Source organism: Achromobacter sp. LC458 (genome assembly GCF_001005835.2).
In the GTDB taxonomy this organism is placed as follows: domain Bacteria; phylum Pseudomonadota; class Gammaproteobacteria; order Burkholderiales; family Burkholderiaceae_B; genus Achromobacter; species Achromobacter spanius_B.
In genome coordinates this window covers 1-23,767 of sequence record NZ_LBHW02000007.1, presented here as the reverse complement: position 1 = coordinate 23,767, position 23,767 = coordinate 1, and the positions used below count along the sequence as shown (strand labels likewise).

The 23,767-nt window shown below is 67.9% G+C and carries 14 protein-coding genes; 12 read left to right on the top strand and 2 right to left on the bottom strand.

The window, feature by feature from the left end; genetic code table 11:
- Nucleotides 1-102 precede the first annotated feature (102 nt).
- The 5 genes from YH64_RS07905 to YH64_RS07885 are packed head-to-tail and all read left to right on the top strand — an operon-like array spanning nt 103 to nt 4,948.
- The gene (locus YH64_RS07905) at nt 103-870 is read left to right on the top strand and encodes an endonuclease/exonuclease/phosphatase family protein (RefSeq protein ID WP_046805715.1); all 768 of its coding nucleotides are present in this window, start codon (nt 103-105) and stop codon (nt 868-870) included.
- A complete protein-coding gene (gene clsB, locus YH64_RS07900; protein ID WP_046805716.1) occupies nt 867-2,069 on the top strand; it encodes a cardiolipin synthase ClsB in 1,203 nt (400 codons plus the stop codon). Before YH64_RS07905 ends, clsB begins: the two co-directional genes overlap by 4 nt.
- Complete coding sequence (locus tag YH64_RS07895) at nt 2,066-3,070, top strand: lysylphosphatidylglycerol synthase domain-containing protein (RefSeq protein WP_082134536.1); 1,005 nt, start codon at nt 2,066-2,068, stop codon at nt 3,068-3,070. Before clsB ends, YH64_RS07895 begins: the two co-directional genes overlap by 4 nt.
- A complete protein-coding gene (locus YH64_RS07890) occupies nt 3,067-4,203 on the top strand; it encodes a DUF3182 family protein (RefSeq protein WP_046805718.1) in 1,137 nt (378 codons plus the stop codon). The genes YH64_RS07895 and YH64_RS07890 overlap by 4 nt, the downstream gene beginning before the upstream one ends.
- A complete protein-coding gene (locus YH64_RS07885; protein ID WP_046805719.1) occupies nt 4,190-4,948 on the top strand; it encodes a S9 family peptidase in 759 nt (252 codons plus the stop codon). Before YH64_RS07890 ends, YH64_RS07885 begins: the two co-directional genes overlap by 14 nt.
- A gap of 37 nt (nt 4,949-4,985) precedes the next feature.
- Here YH64_RS07885 and YH64_RS07880 read toward each other — a convergent pair whose 3' ends face one another.
- Nucleotides 4,986-5,387, bottom strand: coding sequence for a PRC-barrel domain-containing protein (locus tag YH64_RS07880; protein ID WP_046805720.1), 402 nt, complete (start codon nt 5,385-5,387; stop codon nt 4,986-4,988).
- 132 nt (nt 5,388-5,519) lie between these two features.
- Nucleotides 5,520-7,289 (bottom strand): thiamine pyrophosphate-requiring protein, encoded by a 1,770-nt coding sequence (locus YH64_RS07875; RefSeq protein WP_046805721.1) that lies wholly within the window; start codon nt 7,287-7,289, stop codon nt 5,520-5,522.
- A gap of 332 nt (nt 7,290-7,621) precedes the next feature.
- Between YH64_RS07875 and glgA the strand changes: the two genes are divergently transcribed.
- The 7 genes from glgA to malQ all read left to right on the top strand — a co-directional run.
- Nucleotides 7,622-9,190 carry a glycogen synthase GlgA gene (gene glgA, locus YH64_RS07870; protein WP_046805722.1) on the top strand — a complete coding sequence of 523 codons (1,569 nt, stop codon included), beginning with the start codon at nt 7,622-7,624 and terminating at the stop codon, nt 9,188-9,190.
- Nucleotides 9,191-9,207: 17 nt separating this feature from the next.
- Complete coding sequence (locus YH64_RS07865) at nt 9,208-12,426, top strand: alpha-1,4-glucan--maltose-1-phosphate maltosyltransferase (protein ID WP_052946053.1); 3,219 nt, start codon at nt 9,208-9,210, stop codon at nt 12,424-12,426.
- Between the two features lie 15 nt (nt 12,427-12,441).
- On the top strand, nt 12,442-15,831 hold the full coding sequence (gene treS, locus YH64_RS07860; RefSeq protein ID WP_046805723.1) for a maltose alpha-D-glucosyltransferase: 3,390 nt from the start codon (nt 12,442-12,444) through the stop codon (nt 15,829-15,831).
- Nucleotides 15,828-18,035 carry a 1,4-alpha-glucan branching protein GlgB gene (glgB, locus tag YH64_RS07855; protein WP_143215283.1) on the top strand — a complete coding sequence of 736 codons (2,208 nt, stop codon included), beginning with the start codon at nt 15,828-15,830 and terminating at the stop codon, nt 18,033-18,035. Before treS ends, glgB begins: the two co-directional genes overlap by 4 nt.
- 4 nt (nt 18,036-18,039) lie before the next feature.
- Nucleotides 18,040-20,151 (top strand): glycogen debranching protein GlgX, encoded by a 2,112-nt coding sequence (gene glgX, locus YH64_RS07850; protein ID WP_046805725.1) that lies wholly within the window; start codon nt 18,040-18,042, stop codon nt 20,149-20,151.
- Entirely contained in the window at nt 20,148-21,947 is a 1,800-nt protein-coding gene (treZ, locus tag YH64_RS07845) for a malto-oligosyltrehalose trehalohydrolase (RefSeq protein WP_046805726.1), read from the top strand. The genes glgX and treZ overlap by 4 nt, the downstream gene beginning before the upstream one ends.
- Nucleotides 21,944-23,767 (top strand): 4-alpha-glucanotransferase (gene malQ / locus YH64_RS07835; protein WP_255444200.1); only part of this gene is annotated, 1,824 nt, incomplete at its 3' end. The genes treZ and malQ, both read left to right, overlap by 4 nt.

Here is a 23,767-nt window from a genome sequence, read left to right as displayed (position 1 = left end):
AGGGAGCCCCGCCGGACAGGATTCCCCTATGAAAATCCGCCTGCGCAGGGGCTCAGGCACGAAACTTGCGCAGGGTGCGGATCTACCACCTCCGGAGAGTCCATGCCCGCCCCGACCGACGAATCCCGCCGGAGCCTGACGGTCCTGACCGTCAATACCCATAAAGGATTCACCAGTTTCAACCGGCGTTTCATGCTGCACGACCTGCGCGAGGCCTTACGCCTGGCCGCGCCTGATGTGGTGTTCTTGCAGGAAGTCCTGGGCGAACACCAGGTGCACGCCGAGCGGCACCAAGAGGCCTGGCCGGCATTGTCCCAGTACGAGTTCCTGGCCGACACGCTGTGGTCGGACTACGCCTACGGCCGCAACGCCGTCTACCCGGCCGGCCACCATGGCAACGCGATCCTGTCGCGCTACCCCATCGAGCGCTACGAGAATCATGACGTCAGCGTGGACGGCCATGAAGGCCGTGGCCTGCTGCACTGCGTGCTGCGCGTGCCGGGCGATGCGCCGGTGCATGCCATCTGCGTACATCTGGGCCTGCTGGAAAAGCATCGCGGCCAGCAAATGAACCGCCTGTGCGAGCTGGTGGCGCGCGACGTGCCCGAAGGCGAACCGCTGTTGATCGCCGGCGACTTCAACGATTGGCGCGGCAAGGCGAACCGCCAGATGGCCGGCTGCGGCACCGAGGAAGTGTTCACCAGCCGCCTTGGCCGCCCGGCCCGCACCTTTCCCGCACGTTGGCCGCTGCTGCGGCTTGACCGCATCTATGTTCGAAATGTGCGCGACTGGCGGCCGATGCCGCTGGCCTCGCGCGTGTGGTCGCGCCTGTCCGACCACGTACCCCTATCCGCGGAGATTGCATTATGAGTGCCGGTGAATTGGGATGGCGGGAAGGCAACCGCTACACCTTGCTTGAGAACGGCGAGGCTTATTTTCCGGCCGCGTTCGAGGCCATTGACGCCGCCCAGCGCGAAGTCCTGGTCGAAACCTTCATCTTGTTTGAAGACAAGGTGGGGCGACAATTGCAGCAGACCCTGATCGCGGCCGCCAAGCGCGGCGTCAGCGTGGACCTGCTGGTGGACGGCTATGGCTCCGATGTGCTGACGCCCGAATTCATCGGCGAAATGACCGAAGCCGGGGTGCGCCTACATATCTTCGACCCGCGCCCTCGCCTGCTGGGCATCCGCACCAACGTGTTCCGTCGCATGCACCGCAAGATCGTAGCGATCGATGGCGCGTGCGCGATGATCGGGGGCATTAATTTTTCGGCCGACCACCTGGCCGACTTCGGCCCCGAGGCGAAGCAGGACTATGCCGTGCGCATTGACGGGCCCCTGGCGGCGGACATTGCCGATTACGCCCGCTCGGCGCTGAACCGCAAGCGGCCCCGTCGCTGGCGCCGCGCGGCCGCGGCGTCGGTGCCCGAGGGCGACGGCGGCGGCCGCCTGGTCGTGCGCGACAACGACGGCCACACCACCGACATCGAACGCTACTACCGCGCCGGCCTGCGCGCCGCCAAGCGCGACGTGCTGATTGCCAACGCCTACTTCTTTCCTGGCTACCACCTGCTGCGCGACCTGACCAAGGCCGCTCGCCGTGGCGTGCGCGTGCGCCTGCTGCTGCAAGGCGAACCCGACATGCTGGTGGCGCGGCTGGCGGCGACCATGCTGTACGACTACCTGAAGAACGCGGGCGTTGAAATCTACGAATATTGCAAGCGCCCGCTGCATGGCAAGGTGGCCTGCGTGGACGACGACTGGTCCACCGTGGGCTCCAGCAACCTGGACCCGCTAAGCCTGGCCTTGAATCTGGAAGCCAACGTCGTGGTGCGCGACCGCTCGCTGAACGCCGCGCTGCGCGAAAGCCTGGACCGCCTGATCGCCCAGGACTGCAAGCCCGTGCCCAGCGGCCCCAAGTCCACCCGGGCGCTGCGCCGCTTCTGGGTGGGCGTGGTGGTGTTTCACTTCTTGCGGCGTTTTCCGGCGTGGGCGGGTTCGCTGCCGGCCCACAAGCCGCGCCTGCAAACCATCAAGCCGCCCACCCCCGACGAAGGTGAGACCGCATGAGGGTATATCGAACGACATTCATGCGCACCTTGCGCCACCGCTGGCCGCGCATCAAGAAAGTGCTGCCATGGCTGATCCTGGCGGTGGTCGCCGCGCTGCTGTTTTATTTCGGCCGGTCGGTGGACTGGCCGCAAGTGTGGCAGGCCATGCGCCGCATACCGCGCGACGCCATCCTGATGGCCAGCGGCCTGGTCGTGCTGGGCTATCTGAGCTACGCCGCGCTGGACCTGCTGGGCAAGCGCTACACCGGGCACAAACTAGGCTGGCCCACGGTGCTGGCCGTGGCCATGGTCAGCTACGCGCTGAACCTCAGCCTGGGCGTGCTGGTGGGCGGCCTGGGCGCGCGCCTGCGCCTGTACGCGCGGCTGGGCTGCCGCAAGGCGGTAGCCACGCGCGTGGCGGTGTTTTCGGCTGCATCGAACTGGATCGGGTATGCCTGGGTGGCCGGCGCGGTGTTCGTCAGCGGCGCCTTGCCGGTGCCCCAAGGGTGGGACGTGGGCAGCGGCGTGCTGCGCCTGCTGGGCGCGGTGATGCTGGTGGGCGCGGCCGCCTACCTGTGGGCATGCGCCCGCGCGCGGCGCCGGTCGGCCACGTGGATGGGCCAGCGCGTGACGCTGCCACGCGCGCGCATGGCGATTATGCAATGCGTGTTCGCCGGGCTGTCATGGATGTTCATGGGCGCCGTCGCCTATGTGCTGTTGCAGGGCAAGGCGCCCTACCCCGTGGTGCTGGGCATTCTGCTGTGCTCAAGCTTCGCCGCAGTGCTGACCCGGGTGCCGGGTGGGCTGGGCACCACCGAGGCCATCTTCGTGGCGGTGCTGGCGCCCGGGCTGCCGTATTCCGAAGTGCTGGGCGCGGCGCTGGCTTACCGCGCCTGCTACGCACTGGCGCCGATGTGCCTGGCGCTGGCCGCCTTTCCCTTGTTCGAAGCGCGCATCGCGTGGCGCAAGAAGCACGCGCCGGCCGGGCGGGAACAAGACTTGCTGCACCCCCGGCCATGAAGAAAAATCCGCCCCTGATAGCGTCCGATCTGGTGGTGGCGTACCCGCGCCGCGCCACTGCGTCCGAACACGAGATTGCTTCACAAGAGGCCATGGCCGCCCGCCTGGCGGCCTTGCTGGGCAGGCGTTTCGACCCCCACTTCCGGCCCACCCGGCACCGCGACGAGCCGCCTCCGTACTACGTGCCCGACCGCACCATCATCGGCGCGATACGCGCGGCGCGCCTGGGCATCACGCGCCCTGCCGACCTGTACGGCGGCGTGGCTCCGCATTCCTTCGTGGCGGGCAAGGCCATCACCCACGGCCTGGTCACCGCCCAGGCCCGTGCCCCCAAAGCCTGGGCGCACGAGCTGGGCGACGCCCTGCGCGACGTGGTGTTGAACGGCTACACCGCGTTCACCGTGGCCGATGCCGAAGCCGCGGGCTTGCAGCTGCTGCGCCAGGGGCCGCTACGCCTTAAACCCGTCGATGCCACGGCGGGGCGCGGCCAGGTGGTCGTGCGCAACGCCGACGAACTGCGCGCGGCGCTGGCCGAGCAAGAGCCGCTTGTCATGCGCCGGCTGGGGCTGGTGCTGGAAGAAGACCTGCAAGACGTGTCCACCTACAGCGTGGGTTGGGCGCGCGTGGGCAAGATGGAAATTTCGTACGTGGGCACGCAGTCGCTCACGCCCGACAACCAGGGCATACCGGTCTACGGCGGCTCGGTGCTGCGCGTGGCGCGCGGCGGGTTCGACGACCTGCGCGCGCTGGACCTGAACGAACACGAGCGCCAAGCCGTGGCCCTGGCCTGCCAGTACGACACCGCCGTGTCTACCGCCTACCCGCAATTGCTGGCGTCGCGTCGCAACTACGACGTGGCGTTTGGGCAAAGCGCGTCCGGGCAGCCACGCGCGGGCGTGCTGGAACAATCCTGGCGCGCGGGTGGCGCCAGCCTGGCCGAACTGGCGGCCATGCAGGCGTTTGCGTTGTCGCCGTCGCTGATGTCGGTGCGCGCCGCCACCCGCGAGCGTTATGGCGAACAAGAACCTCGCCCCATCCCGCAGCACCTGGTGTATCACGGCGTGGATTCGGCCGTGGGCCACATCAGCAAGTGGGCGGGCGTGCTGGAGGAGGACGCCGATGGCGGCGCATAGTGATCCCATCGCCTTGTCGGTCGACGGGCAGCAACTGGACGGCACGTTTCTGACACCGGAAGACAAGGTGCCGGGCGTGTTGTTCATCCACGGTTGGGGCGGCAGCCAGCAGTTTGACCTGGCGCGCGCCAAGGGCATCGCCGCGCTGGGTTGCGTCTGCCTGACGTTCGACCTGCGCGGCCATGCCGCCACGCGTGAACAGCAGCTGCAAGTGACGCGCGAGGATAATCTGCGCGACGTCATGGCGGCCTACGATCGGCTGGCGTCGCACCCGTCTCTGGATTCGGGGTCAGTGGCGGTGGTGGGCAGCAGCTATGGCGGCTACCTGGCGGCGCTGCTCAGCGGCCTGCGCCGCGTGCGCTGGCTGGCGCTGCACGTGCCGGCGCTGTATCGCGACGAAGAATGGCTGCTGCCAAAAAACCAGTTGAACCGGGAAACGCTGCGCGCCTATCGCAATAGCTATGTCGCGCCCGAATCGAACCGGGCGCTGAAGGCCTGCACCGAATTTGCCGGCGACGTGCTGATCGTCGAAGCCGAACACGACACGTTCATCCCGCACTCCACCATCATGAGTTACCGGTCGGCGTTCCGGCGCTCGCATTCGCTGACGCATCGCATCATTGACGGCGCCGACCACGCGCTGACGGAAAAATCCGCGCAACGCGCCTACACGGCGATCCTGGTGAACTGGGTTACTGAAATGGTCACCGGCGCGCGGATGGGAGATCCGCGGCCAGTGCCGTGATGCACGACGGCCGGGCACCCAGGCCCGGCCAGACGCCTTACCAGTAGATGTCCTGCTTGTAGTATGTGTGCAGATTGCGCGCCCACGTTTCGTCGGCCATGCTGGGCCAGTTGTCCTTGTCAAAGCCCGGGGCGTTCTTCAAGGTTTCTTCGTCGATGTCCAGCACGAAGCACTTGCGGTCGGTATCCAGCGTCAAGGCCGCCCAGGGAATGGCAAACAGCTTGTCGCCGATGCCCAGCACGCCACCGCGCGACAGCACCGCGTAAGCGACCCGACCACGCGGCACGTCAATCATGATGTCCTTGATGGACCCCAGATCTTCGCCGGCCGAGTTGTAGACGTCATTGCCTTCCAGCGTGCCGGCGGCCATGACTTCGGGGCCGGGGCCGCCAGGGCTGCTCTTGGGGCCGCCGACGATATTGGTTTGATGTTGTTCCATGTTCTATCTCCTTTGCGGGGCTTGCGCCCTGCGTACTGGTGGTAGGGACAGGCAACTCCGCAAGCGCCGTGCCCAGCTGCCCGGACACGGCGACGACATCCATTGCGCGATGCTCGATACGCGACGCCGCGTTCAGCTCGCCCACCACTGCTTGATCGTGGCGCGCAGCGCGGCGGCGCCCGTGGCGGCGTCTTCCTTGCGCAGCGCCGTCATGTACGCCTTGAACTGCTTGGCCGAAATGTGCGGCGGCATCGGCGGCACCTCGGGGTCGGTCACCACCTCCAGCACCGTCGGGCGGCCGGCCGACAGCGCGCGGTCCCAGGCGGGGCCGACTTCCTCCGGGTCCGTCACGCGTATGCCCTCCAGCCCCAGCATGCGGCCGTAATCCGCATAGGAGAAGTGCGGCAGCCATTGCGAATCGCCAAAGCGCGGGTCGGCGCCCATGACGCGTTGTTCCCACGTCACCAGGTTCAGGTCGCCGTTGTTCAACACCAGCACGACCAGCGTCGGGTCCGACCAGTCCTTCCAGCGGTGCGCGATGGTGATCAGTTCATTGATGCCCAGCATCTGCATCGCGCCGTCGCCCACCAGCGCCACCACCGGCCGGCCGGGGTGGGCCAGCTTGGCGGCCACCGCGTAAGGCACGCCGCTACCCATGCTGGCCAGGCCGCCCGACACCGAACCCATCATGCCTTCGCGCAGATGCACGTCACGCGCGTACCAGTTGGCCGCCGAACCTGAATCGCAGGTGACGATGCAACGCGGCGGCAGCCGGCTGGACAGCTCCAGGAACGGGCGCTGCGGATTCACGCCCTTGGCGTCGACCATGGCGCGCGACACCACCGTTTCGCGCCACCGCGCCACCTTCTTTTCAATGCTCTTGGTCCACCGGTCCGACGCCTTGGGTTGCAACTTGGGCAACAGCGCCTGCAAGGTCAGGCGGGCATCGCCCACCAGCCCCACTTCCACCGGATACCGCAGGCTGAGCTTGCGCCCGTCCAGGTCGATCTGCACCGCGCGCGCCTGCCCTTCCTTGGGCAGGAATTCGGCATAGGGAAACGACGTGCCCACCATCAACAGGGTGTCGCATTCGTTCATCATTTCCCAGCTGGGCTGCGTGCCCAGCAGGCCGATGGCGCCCGTCACGTACGGCAGCTCGTCCGGCACCACCGCCTTGCCCAGCAACGCCTTGGCCACGCCCGCGCCCAGCCGCTCGGCCACGGCGCGCACCTCGTCGCCCGCGTCCAGCGCGCCGGCGCCCACCAGCATCGCCACGCGTTCGCCACTGTTCAGGATGGACGCGGCGTTATCCAGCGCCGCCTCGGGCGCCACGGCGGCGTGCGCGGTCAGGCCAATGCCGGTATGCACGGTGCCGTGCTCGCGCGGCGGCGTTTCCACGGCTTCCAGGTCTTGCACATCATTGGGAAAGATCAGGCAGGTCACGCCGCGCCGCTCCATGGCGATACGCATGGCGCGGTCGATCATGTGCCGCGCCTGCACGGGCGAGGTCACCATGTGCACGAAGTCGTGCGCCACGTCCTTGTACAGGCTGACCAGATCCACCTCTTGTTGGTAATCGCCACCCAGCGAGCTGCGGGCTTGCTGGCCAACGATGGCCACCACCGGCTGGTGGTCCATCTTGGCGTCGTACAGGCCGTTAAGCAGGTGGATGGCGCCGGGGCCCGAGGTGGCCATGCACACCCCCACCTGCCCGGTGAACTTGGCATGGGCGCAGGCCATGAACGCGGCCCCTTCCTCGTGGCGCGCCTGGATGAATTCCAGTTCGCTGTTTCTTCCAAACGCGCCAATCAGGCCGTTGATCCCATCGCCGGGATATCCGAACACGCGCTGTACGCCCCATTCGCCCAGGCGGGCGAGGACAAAATCGGAAACGGTTTTCAAGTTGACGCTCCTTATGGTCGGTTCAGTCGGTTCTATTGCTTCAATCGGTTCAATCGGTTCAGCAAAAACCAGAACCTGCGCGCGCCGCAATCGCCATGCCTGGCTGGCCCGCTGGCTCCGTCCCCGACCGCCGTTCCCCACGACTGTAAAGACGGCGTTTGTTGCGCCGCTCCCAAATTTACAAACGTCAGCAACAACGACTCGCACCCCAGGGTAAGCCCGCCTTTTCCCTATGCGGCCCACCCTTGGGCACGCCACTTGCGCATATGACGGCCTTACGGAACCGGGCCCACTTTTTCAGCGGCCCTCCGACTTTCCCCGGAGCAACAAGCATGGCGACGACAATTCTCATAGTGGCTGCCGAAGCATTCCCGCTCGCAAAGACGGGCGGCTTGGGCGATGCAATCACCGGCATGACGCGGGCGATGATCCAGCGAGGCATCCCCGCCACCGTCCTGCTGCCCGCCTACCGAGGCGCGGCCAAGCAGTTGGACGGCTTGCGCGAAGTGGCGCGGCTGGAAGACCTGCCGGGCGGCGACGCGCGCCTGCTGGCCGGCGTGTGCCCCACGTCCGAGCTGTCTTTCCTGCTGCTTGAGAACGATGCGCTGTACGACCGCGCCGGCCTGTATGTAGATGAGGACGGGCAGGAGCATCCCGACAACGGCCTGCGCTACGCCGCCTTGTCGCACGCCGCCGTGCGTATCGCGCGCGGCCTGCCGGGGCTGGCGCGCCCCGATGTGGTGCACGCGCACGATTGGCACGCGGCCTTGACGCCGATGCTGATGCGCGAGGCCGGCATCCAGGACGTAAAAACCGTCTTGACCATCCACAACATGGCTTTCCAAGGCCAGTTCCCGCTAGAGGATGCCGCCGCCTATGGAATCCCGCCCGCCTACCGTGGCGAGCACGCCGCCGTTGCCTGGAACAAGCTGAACTTCATGAAGGCCGGCATCGCCCATGCCGACCGCGTCACCACCGTCAGCCACACCTACGCGCGTGAAATCCTGACGCCGGCATTCGGCTGCGGCCTGGACGGCTTGCTGCGTGAACGCGCGAGCGACCTGATCGCCATTCCGAACGGCATCGACACCGCCCTGTGGGACCCGTCGCGCGACCCGCATCTGGGCCCGTTGCGCTACACCGCGGGCGATCTGGCCAACAAGCGCCTGTGCAAGACCGTGCTGCAACGCGAGTTCGGGCTGACGCCGGATGCGCAAGCCACGCTGGTCGTCATGGGCAGCCGCCTGACCGACCAGAAGATGGCCGACGTCGCGGCCGAAGCCTTGCCGCGCGCCCTGGATGCCCACCCCGAAATGCAGGTGGCCATCCTGGGTCAAGGCGACCGTCGCCTGGAAACCGCCTTGAAGGCGCTGGCCGACCGCTACCCCCAACGTTGCGCCACGCGCATTGGCTACAACGAAGCGGGCGCGCATCGCCTGCACGCCGGTGGCGACGTCCTGCTGCACGGCAGCCGTTTCGAACCCTTCGGCCTGACGCCGCTGTACGCCATGCGTTACGGCACCGTGCCGATCGGCTCGCGCGTGGGCGGGATGGCCGACACCATTGAAGACCCCGGCTCGGATTCGCCCTTGACGGCGATGGCGTTCGCCAACGGCCTGCTGTTCGACGGCGACCACCCCGACGCCATGGCCGCTGCGCTGGCGCGCGCGATGCACTTGCGCCAGCACCCGATGCTGTGGCGCGCCATGCAGCGCAATGCCATGGGCACCGACTTCAGCTGGCAGCGTGCCGTGGGTGCGTACGAAGAATTGCTGCAATCCCTGACCGGCCGCTCGCAAGTTCAAGAGCAAGCGGTTGCGGAACCCGCGCCGGCCCGGTCGGCCGACACTCGCCAACGGCGGACCCGGCAAGCCCGTGGCTCCATGCCGATGCCCATCTGATCACAAGGCGCACACGCATGGCCGCTGCCCCCAAGCCCGTCCCCTCCCCGCCCACCGCGTTGCGCATCTGCCACGCGCCACAGGGTTTGCCGGACGGCGCCCCGGCGGCAACGGCCGACGCCGCGCTGGATGCCCGGCTGGCCCGTATCCAGCGCGCCGGATTCAACGCCGTGTTGATTCCGCCGCCCTGGGTCCGGTCGGCCGATGCGCACACCTTGGCGCCCATTGACGCGGACGCCAGCCCGACCGGCGACGGCACCGAACCCATTACCGAACGGCTCGCCCGCCTGTCGCGCGCCACCGCCGCACAAGGGCTGACCTTGATGCTGCACGTGGTGCTGGACCGCGTGTCGGTGGACGCCACGCCCACCACCGCGCCGCCCGGCTGGTATCAGCCGCCGCCCGACGACCCGGCGCGCGACCCCCGCCTGCCTGTTAGCACGTGGGGCGTCATGGCCCTGGCCGGCGAGCCGCCGCCGGAGTTCGCGCAGGCCTGGTCGGCGCGGCTGGCGCGCTGGATGCAAGCCGGCGTGGCCGGCTTTGTATTCGAAGCCCCCCAGCGCCTGCCCGCCACCAGCTGGCGCGGCGTGCTGGACCCGCTGCGCCAACACGCCACCGCCCCGCATTGCCTGGCCTGGACGCCGGGGCTGACGGCGCATCAGCTGGACACGCTGCGCGACGCCGGTTTCGACGGCGTGTTTTCTTCCCTGCCGTGGTGGGATTACAAATCCGCCTGGCTGGCCGAAGAAGCCTCGCGCCTGCAACGCGTGGCCCCGGTGCTGGCCAGCACGACGCCGCTGCACGGCGACGCCCCGAACAAGCCGCATGCCGATGCGCGGCTGGCGTGGGCCGCTGCCTTTACCGCCAACGGGTGGATGGCGGCGGAAGCCGACATCGACGCGTCGCCCCAATTGCAGGACATCAACCAGTGGCTCAGCCTGCGCGACGCGCCTGCCGGCCCGCCGCGTGTGCTGGGCGGCCGCGACGGCCGCGCCACGCTGGTGCTGCGCGATGAGCCCGACGGCGCCACGGCGGTGCTGGCATTGAACCCGAACGTAGCCGCCCCGGCGCGCATCGATTGGGACGCCGTGGCGTCCAGCCTGCCGCCTGGCGACATCCTGCCCCAACGCATGACCGACGCGCCCCTGCTGGCGGGTGACACCCTGCCCGCGGGCGGTTGCGCCCTGATGGCCGTGACGCCGATGCCGCCCGTGCGCGAAGCCTCGCGCCATCCCGGGCCGCGCACGGAAGGCGGCGCGGGCCTGCGCATCGCCATCGAAAGCGTATCGCCCGCCGTTGACGACGGCGCGCACCCCATCAAGTGCACGGTGCACGAACGCATCACCGTCCAGGCCGACTTGCTGATGGACGGCCACGACCGCATCGCGGGCGAAGTCCGCTGGCGCGCCGCCGATGAAGCCAACTGGCGGCGCACGCCGCTCAAGCTGCTGTCCAACGACCGCTGGCAAGCCAGCTTCCGACCGCGCCGCATCGGGCCGCACGAGTTTCAGGTGGCGGCGTGGTTCGACGTCTGGGAAACCTACCGCCATGACCTTGAGGTCAAGCACGCGGCCGGAGTGGACGTGCACCTGGAAGTGTCCGAAGGCGTCTTGCTGCTACGCGAAGCCGACAAGCGCGCCAGCCAGCACGCGTATCCGGCCAACAGCGTGGCCGTGGTGAAGGCCGCGTTGAAAGCCCTGCCCGGCGCCAAAGCCGACATCGCACCCACCGACGCGCACATTGCGCTGCTGCTGGGCGCCGAGCTGGCGCAGGCGATGCGGGAACTGGACGCGCGCCCGTTTGAAACCGTCACGCCCGACCCGTATCCCGTCTGGGTCGACCGCCCGCAAGCCTGCCACAGCGCCTGGTATGAATTGTTTCCTCGGTCGCAAGCCCGCGAGCCCGGCCGCCATGGCACGTTTGACGACGTCATCGCGCGCCTGCCCGACATTCAGGAAATGGGCTTCGACGTGCTGTACCTGCCGCCGATACACCCCATCGGCCTGCGCAATCGCAAGGGGCCGAACAACAGCCTGATCGCCGGGCCGGACGACGTGGGCAGCCCGTACGCCATCGGGTCGGCCGACGGCGGCCACGACGCCATCGAGCCCAAGCTGGGATCGCTGGATGATTTTCTGCGACTGGTCAGCGCCGCGCGCGAGCACGGCATGGAAATGGCGCTGGACTTTGCCATCCAGTGTTCGCCCGACCATCCCTGGCTGAAGTCGCATCCCGATTGGTTCTCATGGCGCCCCGACGGTTCCATCCGCTACGCCGAGAACCCGCCCAAGAAGTACCAGGACATCGTCAACGTGTCGTTCTACGGCTCGCCGCCCCGCCGCGCGCGCAAGCTGGCGCTGTGGCGCGCGCTGCGCGACGTGGTGCTGTTCTGGGTGGACAAGGGCGTGCGGATCTTTCGCGTGGACAACCCGCACACCAAGCCGCTGCCCTTCTGGCAATGGCTGATTGCCGAGGTGCACGGGCAGCACCCCGATGTGCTGTTCCTGTCTGAAGCCTTTACCCGGCCCAAGATGATGTACCGCCTGGCCAAGGTGGGCTTCACGCAGTCGTACACGTACTTCACGTGGCGCAACGAACGCGCCGAGTTGCAGGCGTATCTGGAAGAAATCTCGAACCCGCCGCCGGCCGATTTTTTCCGCCCGCACTTCTTTGTGAACACGCCGGATATCAACCCGGTGTTCTTGCAGACGTCGGGGCGGCCGGGATTCTTGATCCGCGCCGCGCTGGCCGCCATGGGCTCGGGCCTGTGGGGCGTGTACAGCGGCTTCGAGCTGTGCGAGTCCGCGCCGGTGCCGGGCAAAGAGGAATATCTGGATTCCGAAAAGTACGAACTGCGCCCGCGCGACTGGCGCCAGCCCGGCAACATCCGCGCCGAGATCGCGCGGCTGAACCAGATCCGCCGCGCCAACCCGGCCTTGCAGACGCATCGCGGGCTGACCGCGCTGCGCAGTGGCAACGACCGCGTCCTGGCCTTTGTCAAAGCCACGCCGGGTCTGGGCAACGTGGTGCTTACCGTCATCAGCCTGGACCCCTTTCAACCGCAAACCGCATATCTGGAGGTGCCGTTCTGGTTGTTCGGCGACGCCAGGCCCGCTCATCTTGAAGTCGAAGACCTGTTGACGGACAGCCACGAGACCTGGCGCGACGCGACGCGCACCGTGACGCTGTCCCCCGACCAACCCTATCGCGTCTGGCGGCTGTCCCTGCATGGTTGACGCCCGGAGCCCACGATGATCAGTGAAACCAATCCCATCAAGGATGACGGCCTTTGGTACAAGGACGCCGTTATCTATCAGCTGCATGTGAAGTCGTTCTTCGACTCGAACGACGACGGGGTGGGAGACGTGCCCGGCCTGATCATGAAGTTGGATTACATCGCCAGCCTGGGCGTGAACACGATCTGGCTGCTGCCGTTCTACCCGTCGCCCCGGCGCGACGATGGCTACGACATCGCGGACTATCGCGGGGTGCATCCCGACTACGGCACGGTGGCCGACGTGCGCAAGCTGATCCGCGAAGCCCACGCCCGCGGGCTGCGCGTCATTACCGAACTGGTGGTCAACCACACGTCGGACCAGCACCGCTGGTTTCAGCGGGCGCGCACCTCGCGCCCGGGATCGGCGGCGCGCAACTTCTACGTGTGGTCCGACAACGACAAGGCCTACGCCGGCACGCGCATCATCTTTTGCGACACGGAAAAGTCCAACTGGACGTGGGACCCCGAGGCCAACGCCTACTTCTGGCATCGCTTCTATTCCCATCAGCCCGACCTGAACTACGACAACCCGCAGGTGCTCAAGGAAGTGCTGTCCGTCATGCGCTATTGGCTGGACATGGGCGTGGACGGGCTGCGGCTGGACGCCGTGCCGTACCTGGTGGAACGCGAAGGCACCAACAACGAAAACCTGCCCGAAACGCATCAGGTGCTCAAGCAGATCCGCGCGGTGATCGACCAGGAATACCCGGGCCGGCTGTTGTTGGCCGAAGCGAACCAGTGGCCCGAGGATGCGCAGGAGTATTTCGGCGCGGGCGACGAATGCCATATGTCGTTCCACTTTCCGCTGATGCCGCGCATGTACATGGCCATCGCGCAGGAAGACCGCTTTCCGATTACCGACATCATCCGCCAGACGCCGGATATTCCGGACACCTGCCAGTGGGCTATTTTCCTGCGCAACCACGACGAGCTGACGCTGGAAATGGTGACCAGCCGCGAACGCGATTACCTGTGGAGCGTGTACGCCGCCGATCCGCGCGCGCGCATCAACCTGGGTATCCGCCGCCGGCTGGCGCCCTTGCTGGAGCGCGACCGCCGCCGCGTCGAACTGATGAACAGCCTGCTCTTGTCCATGCCCGGCACGCCGGTGCTGTACTACGGCGACGAACTGGGCATGGGCGACAACGTGCATCTGGGCGACCGCGACGGCGTGCGCACGCCGATGCAGTGGTCGCCGGACCGCAACGGCGGGTTTTCGCGCGCTGACCCCGAGCGCCTGCCGCTGCCGGTATTGATGGGGCCGTTGTACGGCTACGAGGCGGTCAACGTCGAAGCCCAGCAACGCGACCCGCATTCGCTGCTGAACTGGACGCGCCGCATGTTGGCGCAGCGCCGCCAGACGCATGCGTTTGGCCGGGGCACGCTGCGCTTCATCCAGGCCGGCAATCGCAAGATCCTGGCTTACTTGCGGCAGTGGAACGACACTACCATCCTGTGCGTGGCTAACCTGTCGAACGCGGCGCAACCCGTGGAACTGCCCATGCAGGAATTCAACGGCCGCGTGCCGGTGGAAATGCTGGGCGGCACGCCGTTTCCGGCCATCGGTGAACTGCCCTATCTGCTGACCTTGCCGCCCTACGGCTTTTACTGGATGGACCTGAGCATGGACGCCGCGCCGCCGGGATGGCATGCCAGCGGCCCCGCCCAGATGCCCGAGCTGACAACGCTGGTGTTGAAGTCGCGCGGTGGCGCCGCGCTGACGGACTCGTCGCGCAATGTGCTGGAAAACGAAGTGCTGCCCGAGTACCTGGCGCGCCAGCGCTGGTTCCCGGGGTCGAAGGCGCCGTCTCGCGCGCGCCTGGCCTACGCCACGCCCTTTGCCGCCAGCAGCGCGGGCATGGGCGGCGGCCGCAGCGCCGGTGGCGAGTTCTACTGGGCCGAAGTCGAACCCGAAGACGGCATAGACGACGGCCTGCGCGTGCAAGCCCCGTTCGTGTTGGTGTGGGACGAAACCGCGCAGGTGCAATACCCCATCGCGCGGGTGCGGCGTGGCCCGGAAGTGGGCACGCTGGCCGACGCCTTCCTGCAACCCGGCTTTGTGCTGGGCGTGATCGACGCGCTGCGCGCCAAGCAGGAACTGGACGGGCGCGACGGCGGCAAGCCGGGCGACAAACCCGGCGTCATCCGCTACCTGCCTGAACCCGGCCTGGCCGACGTGGACTTTGGCACGGAACCCGAATTGCAGTGGATTCGGGCCGAACAATCGAATAGCTCGGTGATTGTGGGCAGCCAGGCCATCCTGAAGCTGATCCGCAATGTGAAGCCCGGCGTGTCGCCGGAAGTCGAGGTGTCGCGCCATCTGACGCGCGCCGGCTACGCCAACATTCCCGCGCTGCTGGGCGAGGTGGTGCGCGTGGACGCCGAAGGGGTGCCGCACACGCTGGCGGTCATGCACGCCTTCGTCAGCAACGAAGGCGATGCGTGGACGTGGACCCTGGACTACCTGAAACGCACGCTGGGCGCGGCCCTGCTGGGCGGCAACAGCCCCGAGGAATTCGAGGCCAGCCTGGAAGGCTACACGGTGATGGCCGGCACCATCGGCCGCCGTCTGGCCGAGCTGCACAACGCGCTGGCGCAAGCCACGGACGACCCGGCCTTTCCGGTGCAGACGGCCACCGCCGAGGATGCCCAGGCACACGCCACGCGCATCGCCGGGCAACTGGACCGCGCCGACGAGGACCTGCGCGCGGTAATGGACCGCCTGGAAGCGCCGTCGCACGCTTGCGCGCAGTGGCTGTTTGAACATCGCGACCGGCTGCGCAAGCAGGTGGACACGATGGCGCAGGCGTTGGTGGGCGCGCCGCTGATCCGCGTGCATGGCGACTTCCACCTGGGCCAGGTGCTGGTGGCGCAGACCGACGCCTACCTGATCGACTTCGAAGGCGAACCAATCCAGACGCTGGAGGCCCGGCGCAACATCACCACGCCGTACAAGGACGTGGCGGGCATGCTGCGCTCGTTCGATTACGCCGCCGCGTCGGTGGCGCGATCGGACCCGATGGGCGGTGCGCCCACCGACGCCAACGCGGGGGCCGCCGACTCGGCCGCCGCGCCGGGCGTGCCGCAGGATCTGCGTGACACGCTGCTGGCGCGCTTTGGGTCGCGCGCGGTCGAGGCCTTCTTGCAGGGCTACCAGGAAGCGGCGTCCACGGCTATTGCGCTGCCGGGCGCGCAGGAAGACACCCTGCTCAAGCTGGCCCAACTGGAAAAAGCCGCTTACGAAGTCAGCTACGAAGCGGCGCACCGGCCGGACTGGATTTCTATTCCGCTGTGCGCCCTGACCGGACTGGCACGAGAACTCTTGCAAGATGCGGCGATCAGCGCCGAGGAAAAAACACGATGAGCCTTCCTGATAACGGTGGCTTGCCGCCGTCCTCCACCCCCGCCGGCCAGGTTGACGCGGCCACGCTGCAAGCCCTGGCCGGGGGCCAGCACGCCGACCCCTTCGCCGTGCTGGGACCGCATGACGGCGCCGTTCGCGCGCTGCTGCCCGGCGCCAACGCGGTGGCGGTGATCAGCGCGGATGGCACCCGGACGCCCCTGCATGAACAAGCACACGGCCTGTACACCGGCGCCGCACCCGGCGCCCGCCCCGGCGACCCGGCCTCTTATCAACTGGCCATCCAATGGCCCGGCACGGAGCAGGTGACGGCGGACCCGTATGCCTTCGGGCCGGTGTTGTCGGACGCGGACCTGGGCGCCTTGTCCAGCGGGGACTGGCGCGCTGCGCTGGACTTGCTGGGCGCGCGCCTGGTGGAAATGAACGGCGTGTCCGGGCTGCGTTGCGCGGTCTGGGCGCCCAATGCGCGCCGCGTCGCGGTGGTGGGCGACTTCAACAGCTGGGACAGCCGCCGGCATCCCATGCGCCTGCGCCACGCCGCCGGCGTGTGGGAATTGTTCATCCCCGGCGTATGCGCCGGCGATTGCTACAAGTTCGCCATCACCGATAGCGCGGGCGCCATCGTGTTCAAGGCCGACCCCATGGCACGGCGCGCGCAGGCCGCACCCGCGACCGCGTCGGTGGTCGACGACCCCACGCCCCACGTCTGGACGGACGAAGACTGGATGCAATCGCGCGGCGCGCGCCAACAGCCCGACGCACCCATTTCGATTTACGAAGTGCAGGCCGGCTCGTGGGTGGCCGCCGACAACGAACGCTGCGTCTGGGACCAGCTGGCCGACAAGCTGCCGGCCTATGCGCACGCCATGGGCTTCACCCATGTGGAATTGATGCCCATCATGGAATACCCGTTCGGCGGGTCCTGGGGCTACCAGCCGCTGGGCATGTTTGCCCCGTCGGCGCGCTTTGGCCCGCCGGCGGCATTCGCCCGCTTCGTGGACCGCTGCCACGCCATGGGCGTGGGCGTGATCCTGGACTGGGTGCCCGCGCACTTTCCGAACGACGCGCATGGGCTGGCGCGCTTTGACGGCACGCCGTTGTATGAATACGCCGATCCGCGCGAAGGCTATCACCCCGACTGGAACACGCTGGTCTACAACCTGGGCCGCACCGAAGTCAAAGCGTTCATGATCGCCAGCGCGGTGCACTGGCTGCGCCAATTCCATATCGACGGCCTGCGCGTGGACGCGGTGGCCTCGATGCTTTATCGCGACTACAGCCGCAAGGCCGGCGAGTGGATTCCCAACGTGTACGGCGGCCGCGAGAACCTGGAAGCCGTGGCGTTCCTGCGCGACCTGAACAGCACCGTACGCCACGAAGCGCCGGACGCCATCGTGGTGGCCGAAGAATCCACCGCATGGCCGGGCGTGACGGCGCCGGTGTCCGAGGGCGGCCTGGGCTTTCACTACAAATGGAACATGGGGTGGATGCACGACACGCTGCGCTACATGGAGGAAGACCCCGTGTATCGCAAGTATCACCATCACGACATCACCTTCGGCATGGCCTACGCCTATTCCGAACGCTTCATCCTGCCGCTATCGCATGACGAAGTGGTGCACGGCAAGGGCTCGCTGCTGAACAAGATGCCGGGCGACCACGGCACCAAGCTGGCGAACCTGCGCGCCTACCTGGGCTTCATGTGGGCGCATCCCGGCAAGAAGCTGCTGTTCATGGGCGGCGAGCTGGCGCAGCCGGCCGAATGGAATCACGACGCCACCATCAACTGGAGCCTGCTGGACGACGCGGGCCATAAAGGCGTGCAGCGCCTGGTCGCGGACCTGAACCGTGTCTATCGCGATTCGCCCGCGCTGCACGAAATGGACGCCCAGCCCGAAGGCTTCGCGTGGCTGGTCATGGACGACGCCGACAACAGCGTGGCCGCGTTCCTGCGCCGCAGCGGCGCATCGACCATGCTGGCCATCTGCAACTTCACCCCCGTTACCCGCCACGGCTACCGCGTCGGCGTGCCGCTGGCGGGGCGCTGGGCCGAAACGCTGAACACCGACGCCGGTTGGTACGGCGGCTCGGGCCAAGGCAACCAGGGCGCGGCGCAGTCCGCCGACCAACCCGCTCACGGCCACGCGCAATCCTTGTCGCTGACGCTACCTCCTCTTGCCACCTTGTTCTTCACGCACGAAGGCTGAATCCATGGACCCCACTCAGTTCACCCGCCTTACCTCCGGCAAGCCGTATCCGCTGGGCGCCGTCAGTGACGGCTTGGGCGTGAATTTCGCCGTGTTCTCGGCGAACGCCACCCGGATCGAACTGTGCGTGTTCGATGCGCGCGGCCGCAAAGAACTACGACGCTTCGACCTGCCGGAATGCACCGACGAAATCTGGCACGGCTACCTGCCCGATGCCCAGCCCGGTTTGATCTACGGCTATCGCGCCCATGGGCCTTACGACCCGCGCAACGGCCACCGCTTCAACCCGCACAAGCTGCTGCTGGACCCCTACGCCCGCCAGCTGACCGGCCCGGTCAGCTGGAGCGATGCGCTGTTCGGGTACCGCCTGAACCATGCGCGCGGCGATTTGTCGATGGACCGCCGCGACAGCGCGCCGGCCATGGCCAAGGCGGTGGTGACCGAAGACGTGCCCTTTAACTGGGGCAACAGCAAGGCGCCCGACACGCCGTGGACGGACACCACGATCTACGAAGTGCACCTGCGCGGCGTGTCGATGCAGCGCGAAGACCTGCGCCCGCCGCTGCGCGGCACCTGCGCCGCGCTGGCGGACCCGCGCTTTATCGAACACCTGCATCGCCTGGGCGTCACCGCCGTCGAACTGCTGCCCGTGCACGCCTTCCTGCAAGACCGCTTCCTGTTGGAACGCGGCCTGCGCAACTACTGGGGCTACAACACGCTGTCGTTCTTCGCGCCCGAACCGACCTACCTGCAACGCGGCCCCAACGACCTGCGCCAGGCCGTGCGCCGCCTGCACGCCGCCGGGCTGGAAGTGATACTGGACGTGGTCTACAACCACACCTGCGAAGGCAGCGAACTGGGCCCCACCCTGTCGTGGCGCGGCCTGGACAACGCCAGCTACTACCGCCTGATGCCGGGCGAAGAACGCTACTACATCAACGACACTGGTTGCGGCAACACCGTCAACCTGTCGCACCCGCGCGTGCTTCAGATGGTGACGGATTCACTGCGCTACTGGACGCAGTCGTATGGCGTGGACGGCTTTCGCTTCGACCTGGGCGTGACGCTGGGCCGCGAGGGCACGGGCTTTGACCCGGGCTCCGGCTTTTTCGACGCCTTGTTGCAGGACCCGGTGCTGGCCGGCGTGAAGCTCATTTCGGAACCCTGGGACATCGGCCCGGACGGCTACCAACTGGGTAGCCACCCGCCCGGCATGGCGGAATGGAACGACCGCTACCGCGACACGGTGCGCCGCTACTGGCGCGGCGACGAAGGCATGCGCGGCGACATGGCGGCGCGGCTGTGCGGGTCGCGCGATGTTTTCGACCGCCGCCACCGCCGCCCTTGGGCCAGCGTCAACTTCATCGCGTCGCACGACGGCTTCACCACGCAGGACGTGGTCAGCTACGACGGCAGCCACAACGAAGCCAACGGCGAAGGCGGCAACGACGGTCATTCGGAAAACTACAGCCACAACTGGGGCGTCGAAGGCCCGACCGACGACGCCGCCATCCTGGAAACGCGCGGCCGCGTGCAGCGGGCGCTGCTGGCAACCCTGTTCATGTCGGACGGCACGCCGATGATGTTGGCGGGCGACGAATTCGGCAACAGCCAGGACGGCAACAACAACGCCTATTGCCAGGACGGCCCCGTGTCGTGGCTGGACTGGACGCAGGCGCAAAGCGACGAAGGCCGCGCACTGAGCACGTTTGTCGCGCGTGCGGTGGCGCTGCGGCGCGACCACCCCAGCCTGCGCGCCGCCCGCTTTGGCGACGCGGCGCAGGAAGTGTGCCCAGGCGTCAGCGCGATCGGCTGGTTCGACACGCACGGCGGCCCCATCGACCAGGGCGCGTGGGATGACCCGCAACAACGCACGATGGCGCTGCGGCGCGCGGCGCTGCGCGAGGACGGCAGCGCGGACATCACTTTGCTGCTGATGAACCCGGGCGCCGAACCCGCCACGTTCGCCCTGCCCGAGCCCGGCCAGGCTTGGCTGCGCGAGCTGGATTCCGCGACGCAGGTGCCCGCCGCGCCCGTCACCGAAAACGAAATCACCGTACAGGCGCACAGCCTTGTCCTGCTGTCTGCTACCTGCATCTCCGGAAATGGATCATGACCGTGTTGCCCGAACCGTATACCCACGGCGCGCTGCCGCTGCCCGATGGCCGCACGCGTTTTCGCCTGTGGGCTCCCTCCGCTCCGCCCGACCTTGCGCTGGTTATTCCCGGCCGTGATCCCATCCCCCTGCATCCCGAGGCCGATGGCTTTGTGCAGGTGGACGTCGATTGCACGGCGGGCACGCGTTATCAATACCGCCTGGGCGCAGGCCTGCTGGCACCCGACCCGGCCTCGCGCCTGCAAGATGGCGACGTGCACGACGCCAGCGTGGTGGTGGGCGCGGACAGCTATCCGTGGCGGCACCCGTCCTGGATGGGCCGGCCGTGGCGCGAAGCGGTCATCTACGAAGCGCACGCCGGCCTGGCGGGCGGCTTTGCGGGCCTGACGCAAAAGCTGCCCGAGCTGGCCGACATGGGCTTTACGGTGATTGAGCTGATGCCGATTGCCGACTTTCCCGGACCGCGCAACTGGGGCTATGACGGCGTGCTGCCCTATGCGCCGGACACGGCTTATGGCACGCCCGATGATCTGAAAAACCTGATCGACACGGCGCACGGGCTGGGCCTGTGCGTGATGCTGGACGTGGTCTATAACCACTTTGGCCCGGACGGCAACTACCTGTCGCAGTACGCGGCCCCGTTCTTTCGGGATGACGTGGCCACCCCGTGGGGGTCGGCCATCGATTTTCGCCAGCCCCCCGTGCGCCGCTACTTCGAAGAGAACGCGTTGTACTGGCTCACGGAATACCGCTTTGACGGCCTGCGCCTGGATGCGGTGCACGCTATCCCTGACCCGGAATGGCTGGTAGAGCTGGCGCAATTTGTGCGCGGGCAGATTCCGGCGCAGCGCCATATCCATCTGGTACTGGAAAACGATGACAACCGCGCCAGCCTGCTGACCGATGGCTACGACGCCCAATGGAACGACGACGCGCACCACGTGCTGCACCACCTGTTGACGGGGGAATCGCGCGGCTATTACGCCGACTACGCAGACCGCCCCGCCCAGGCCCTGGCGCGCTGCCTGGGCGAAGGCTGGGTCTACCAAGGCCAGCCGTCGCCCTACCGCCAGGGCGCCGCCCGTGGCGAGCCCAGCGCGCACCTGTCGCCCACGTCGTTTGTGCTGTTCCTGCAAAATCATGATCAGACCGGCAACCGCGCGCGCGGCGAACGGCTGACCCTGCTGACCGAGACCACGGAACGGCTGCGCGCCGGCGTCGTGCTGCAACTGCTGGCCCCGCAGATTCCGTTGGTGTTCATGGGCGAAGAAGCCGGCAGCCGCGCGCCGTTCCTGTACTTCACCAGCCATACCGACCCGGCCTTGGCCACGGCGGTACGCGAGGGTCGTCAGCGCGAATTCGCCGCCTTCCCCGAGTTTTCGGGCGCAAACAGCGAGGCCGTACCCGACCCCAACGCCGAAACCACCTGGGACCAGAGCAACCCCTGGACGCCCGAGGCCAGCCCCGACGCGCAGCAGTGGCGCGACCTTTACCGCGCGCTGCTGGACATGCGCCAGCGCGTCATCGCCCCGCGGCTGGACGGCGCCAAGACCGTGTTCGCGCGTGCCGTCGGTGCACACAGCGTGCATGCCAGGTGGCGTTTGGCGGACGGCGCGCTGCTGTCCGCGTACGTCAACCTGGGCCCCGTGCCGGAGGCACTGCCGCGTCAACAAGCGTCGGCCGCGCCCTTGTTTTCGGCGCTGCTGTTTGAGTCGCGCGCCGGTGCGTTCGACGCGTTGTGCCAGGGCAACCTGTGCTCGGAAAGCACGGTATGGCTGCTGGAGGAACCCGCATGAGCGCCGAGGCCCCCGCCGGGCTATCGGAGTTGGCGGCCGACGCCGGTATCGCGGAACACTGGACGGACGCGGACAAGCGCCCGCAACGCGTATCACCCGACACGCTGCGCGCCCTGCTCGCCGCGATGGACCTGCCCGCCGGGTCCGAGGCGGATATTCGCGACAGCCGACAAAGACTGGCCGACATGCAATCGCGGTCGCACCTGCCCGCGATGCTGGTGGCCGTCACCGGTGAAGCCGTGTTTCTGCCACGCAACTGCGCCGGCGCTTATCGCATCGAACCGCCGGCCGGGCCCGCCATCACCGGCCAAACCACGGACCAGAACATTGACCGGCCCGAGGACCAGCCTGCCGGCCAAGGCGCAGGCCAGCGCACAGGCCAAGGCGCAGGCCAAGGTGCAGGTCAACGCACAGGCCAACGCGCAGACCAACGTACCGGCCGACCCACGCAGGCGGGCGGCACCGCGCCAATGTTGCGCGCCCCGTCCACGCCGGGCTACTACACGCTGCACACGGCCGGCGGCGTGACGACGCTTGCCGTTGCGCCCGCCCGCGCGCCTTCCGTGGACGAGCTGCTGCAAGAGCGGGACGCGCGCGCCTGGGGCCTGGCCGTGCAGGTCTACAGCCTGCGCCGGCCCCACCCCGATCCCACGCAGGCCACGCATGGCTTTGGCGACTTTGGCGCGCTGCGCGACCTGGCCCAGGCAGCCGGCAATGCCGGCGCGGACGCGCTGGCGATCAGCCCCGTGCACGCCATGTTTGCCGCCGACGCGGCGCAGTGCAGCCCGTATTCGCCGTCCAGCCGGCTGTTCTTGAACACCTTGTACGCCGATCCCGCCGCCGTCCTGGGCGCCGACGCCGTGCGCGATGCCCTGGCAGGGATGACCCACACGCGCTTGCGCTCGCTGGATGCCCAGCCGTTGATCGATTGGCCCGCGGCCGCCGGGTTCCGGCACCAGCTGCTGCGGCGTCTGCATGGACGTTTCACCACTGCCGCCGGCGATGAACAGCGCCGCGCCTACGACGCCTTCCGCAACGCGGGCGGGCAAGACCTGCGTGACCACGCGCTGTTTGAAGCGCTGCACGCGGCGCACAGCCTGGAGGCGGGCACGCCCGTGCCGTGGACGCAATGGCCGGCCGATCTGCGCGACCCGCGCTCATCCGCCGCGCAGCAGTTCGCCGCGCAGCATGCCCAAGAGGTGGACGCGCATGCGTTTGCCCAGTGGCTGGCCTCGGCCAGCCTGAAGCAGGCGCAGCGTGCCGGCCGCGATGCGGGCATGCGCGTGGGCATCGTGGCGGACCTGGCGGTGGGCGCAAGCCCGCTGGGCAGCCACGCATGGAGCCGCCAGGCCGACCTGGTCAAGCGCGCCAGCGTGGGCGCGCCGCCGGATATCTACAACCCGCTGGGCCAGGGCTGGGGGCTGACCGCGCTGTCGCCCGCCGCCTTGCAGAAGTCGGGCTATTCGGCGTTTCTGGCCATGCTGCGAGCCTGCCTGGCCCACGCGGGCGGCCTGCGTATCGACCACATCCTGGGCATGGCGCGGATGTGGCTGATCCCTGATGGCGCCGGTCCCCAAGACGGCGGCTATGTGCGCTATCCGCTGCGCGAATTGCTGCGCCTGACTGCCCTGGAAGCGTGGCTGCATCGCGCGCTGATCGTGGGTGAAAACCTGGGCACGGTGCCGGAAGGCTTTGACGCGCTGCTGGAAGAACACGGCGTGCTGGGCATGGACGTACTGTGGTTCATGCGCGCCCCTGCCACGCCCGACAGTTCCGATACGCCCGACACGTCCGACACGTCCCACCATTCCGACACATCC

Coding starts and splice junctions, on each gene's coding strand:
- YH64_RS07865 (WP_052946053.1), top strand. CDS start 9,208: ATGGCCGCTGCCCCCAAGCCCGTCCCCTCCCCGCCCACCGCGTTGCGC.
- clsB (WP_046805716.1), top strand. CDS start 867: ATGAGTGCCGGTGAATTGGGATGGCGGGAAGGCAACCGCTACACCTTG.
- YH64_RS07905 (WP_046805715.1), top strand. CDS start 103: ATGCCCGCCCCGACCGACGAATCCCGCCGGAGCCTGACGGTCCTGACC.
- YH64_RS07895 (WP_082134536.1), top strand. CDS start 2,066: ATGAGGGTATATCGAACGACATTCATGCGCACCTTGCGCCACCGCTGG.
- glgA (WP_046805722.1), top strand. CDS start 7,622: ATGGCGACGACAATTCTCATAGTGGCTGCCGAAGCATTCCCGCTCGCA.
- YH64_RS07890 (WP_046805718.1), top strand. CDS start 3,067: ATGAAGAAAAATCCGCCCCTGATAGCGTCCGATCTGGTGGTGGCGTAC.
- YH64_RS07880 (WP_046805720.1), bottom strand. CDS start 5,387: ATGGAACAACATCAAACCAATATCGTCGGCGGCCCCAAGAGCAGCCCT.
- treS (WP_046805723.1), top strand. CDS start 12,442: ATGATCAGTGAAACCAATCCCATCAAGGATGACGGCCTTTGGTACAAG.
- treZ (WP_046805726.1), top strand. CDS start 20,148: ATGACCGTGTTGCCCGAACCGTATACCCACGGCGCGCTGCCGCTGCCC.
- glgX (WP_046805725.1), top strand. CDS start 18,040: ATGGACCCCACTCAGTTCACCCGCCTTACCTCCGGCAAGCCGTATCCG.
- glgB (WP_143215283.1), top strand. CDS start 15,828: ATGAGCCTTCCTGATAACGGTGGCTTGCCGCCGTCCTCCACCCCCGCC.
- YH64_RS07885 (WP_046805719.1), top strand. CDS start 4,190: ATGGCGGCGCATAGTGATCCCATCGCCTTGTCGGTCGACGGGCAGCAA.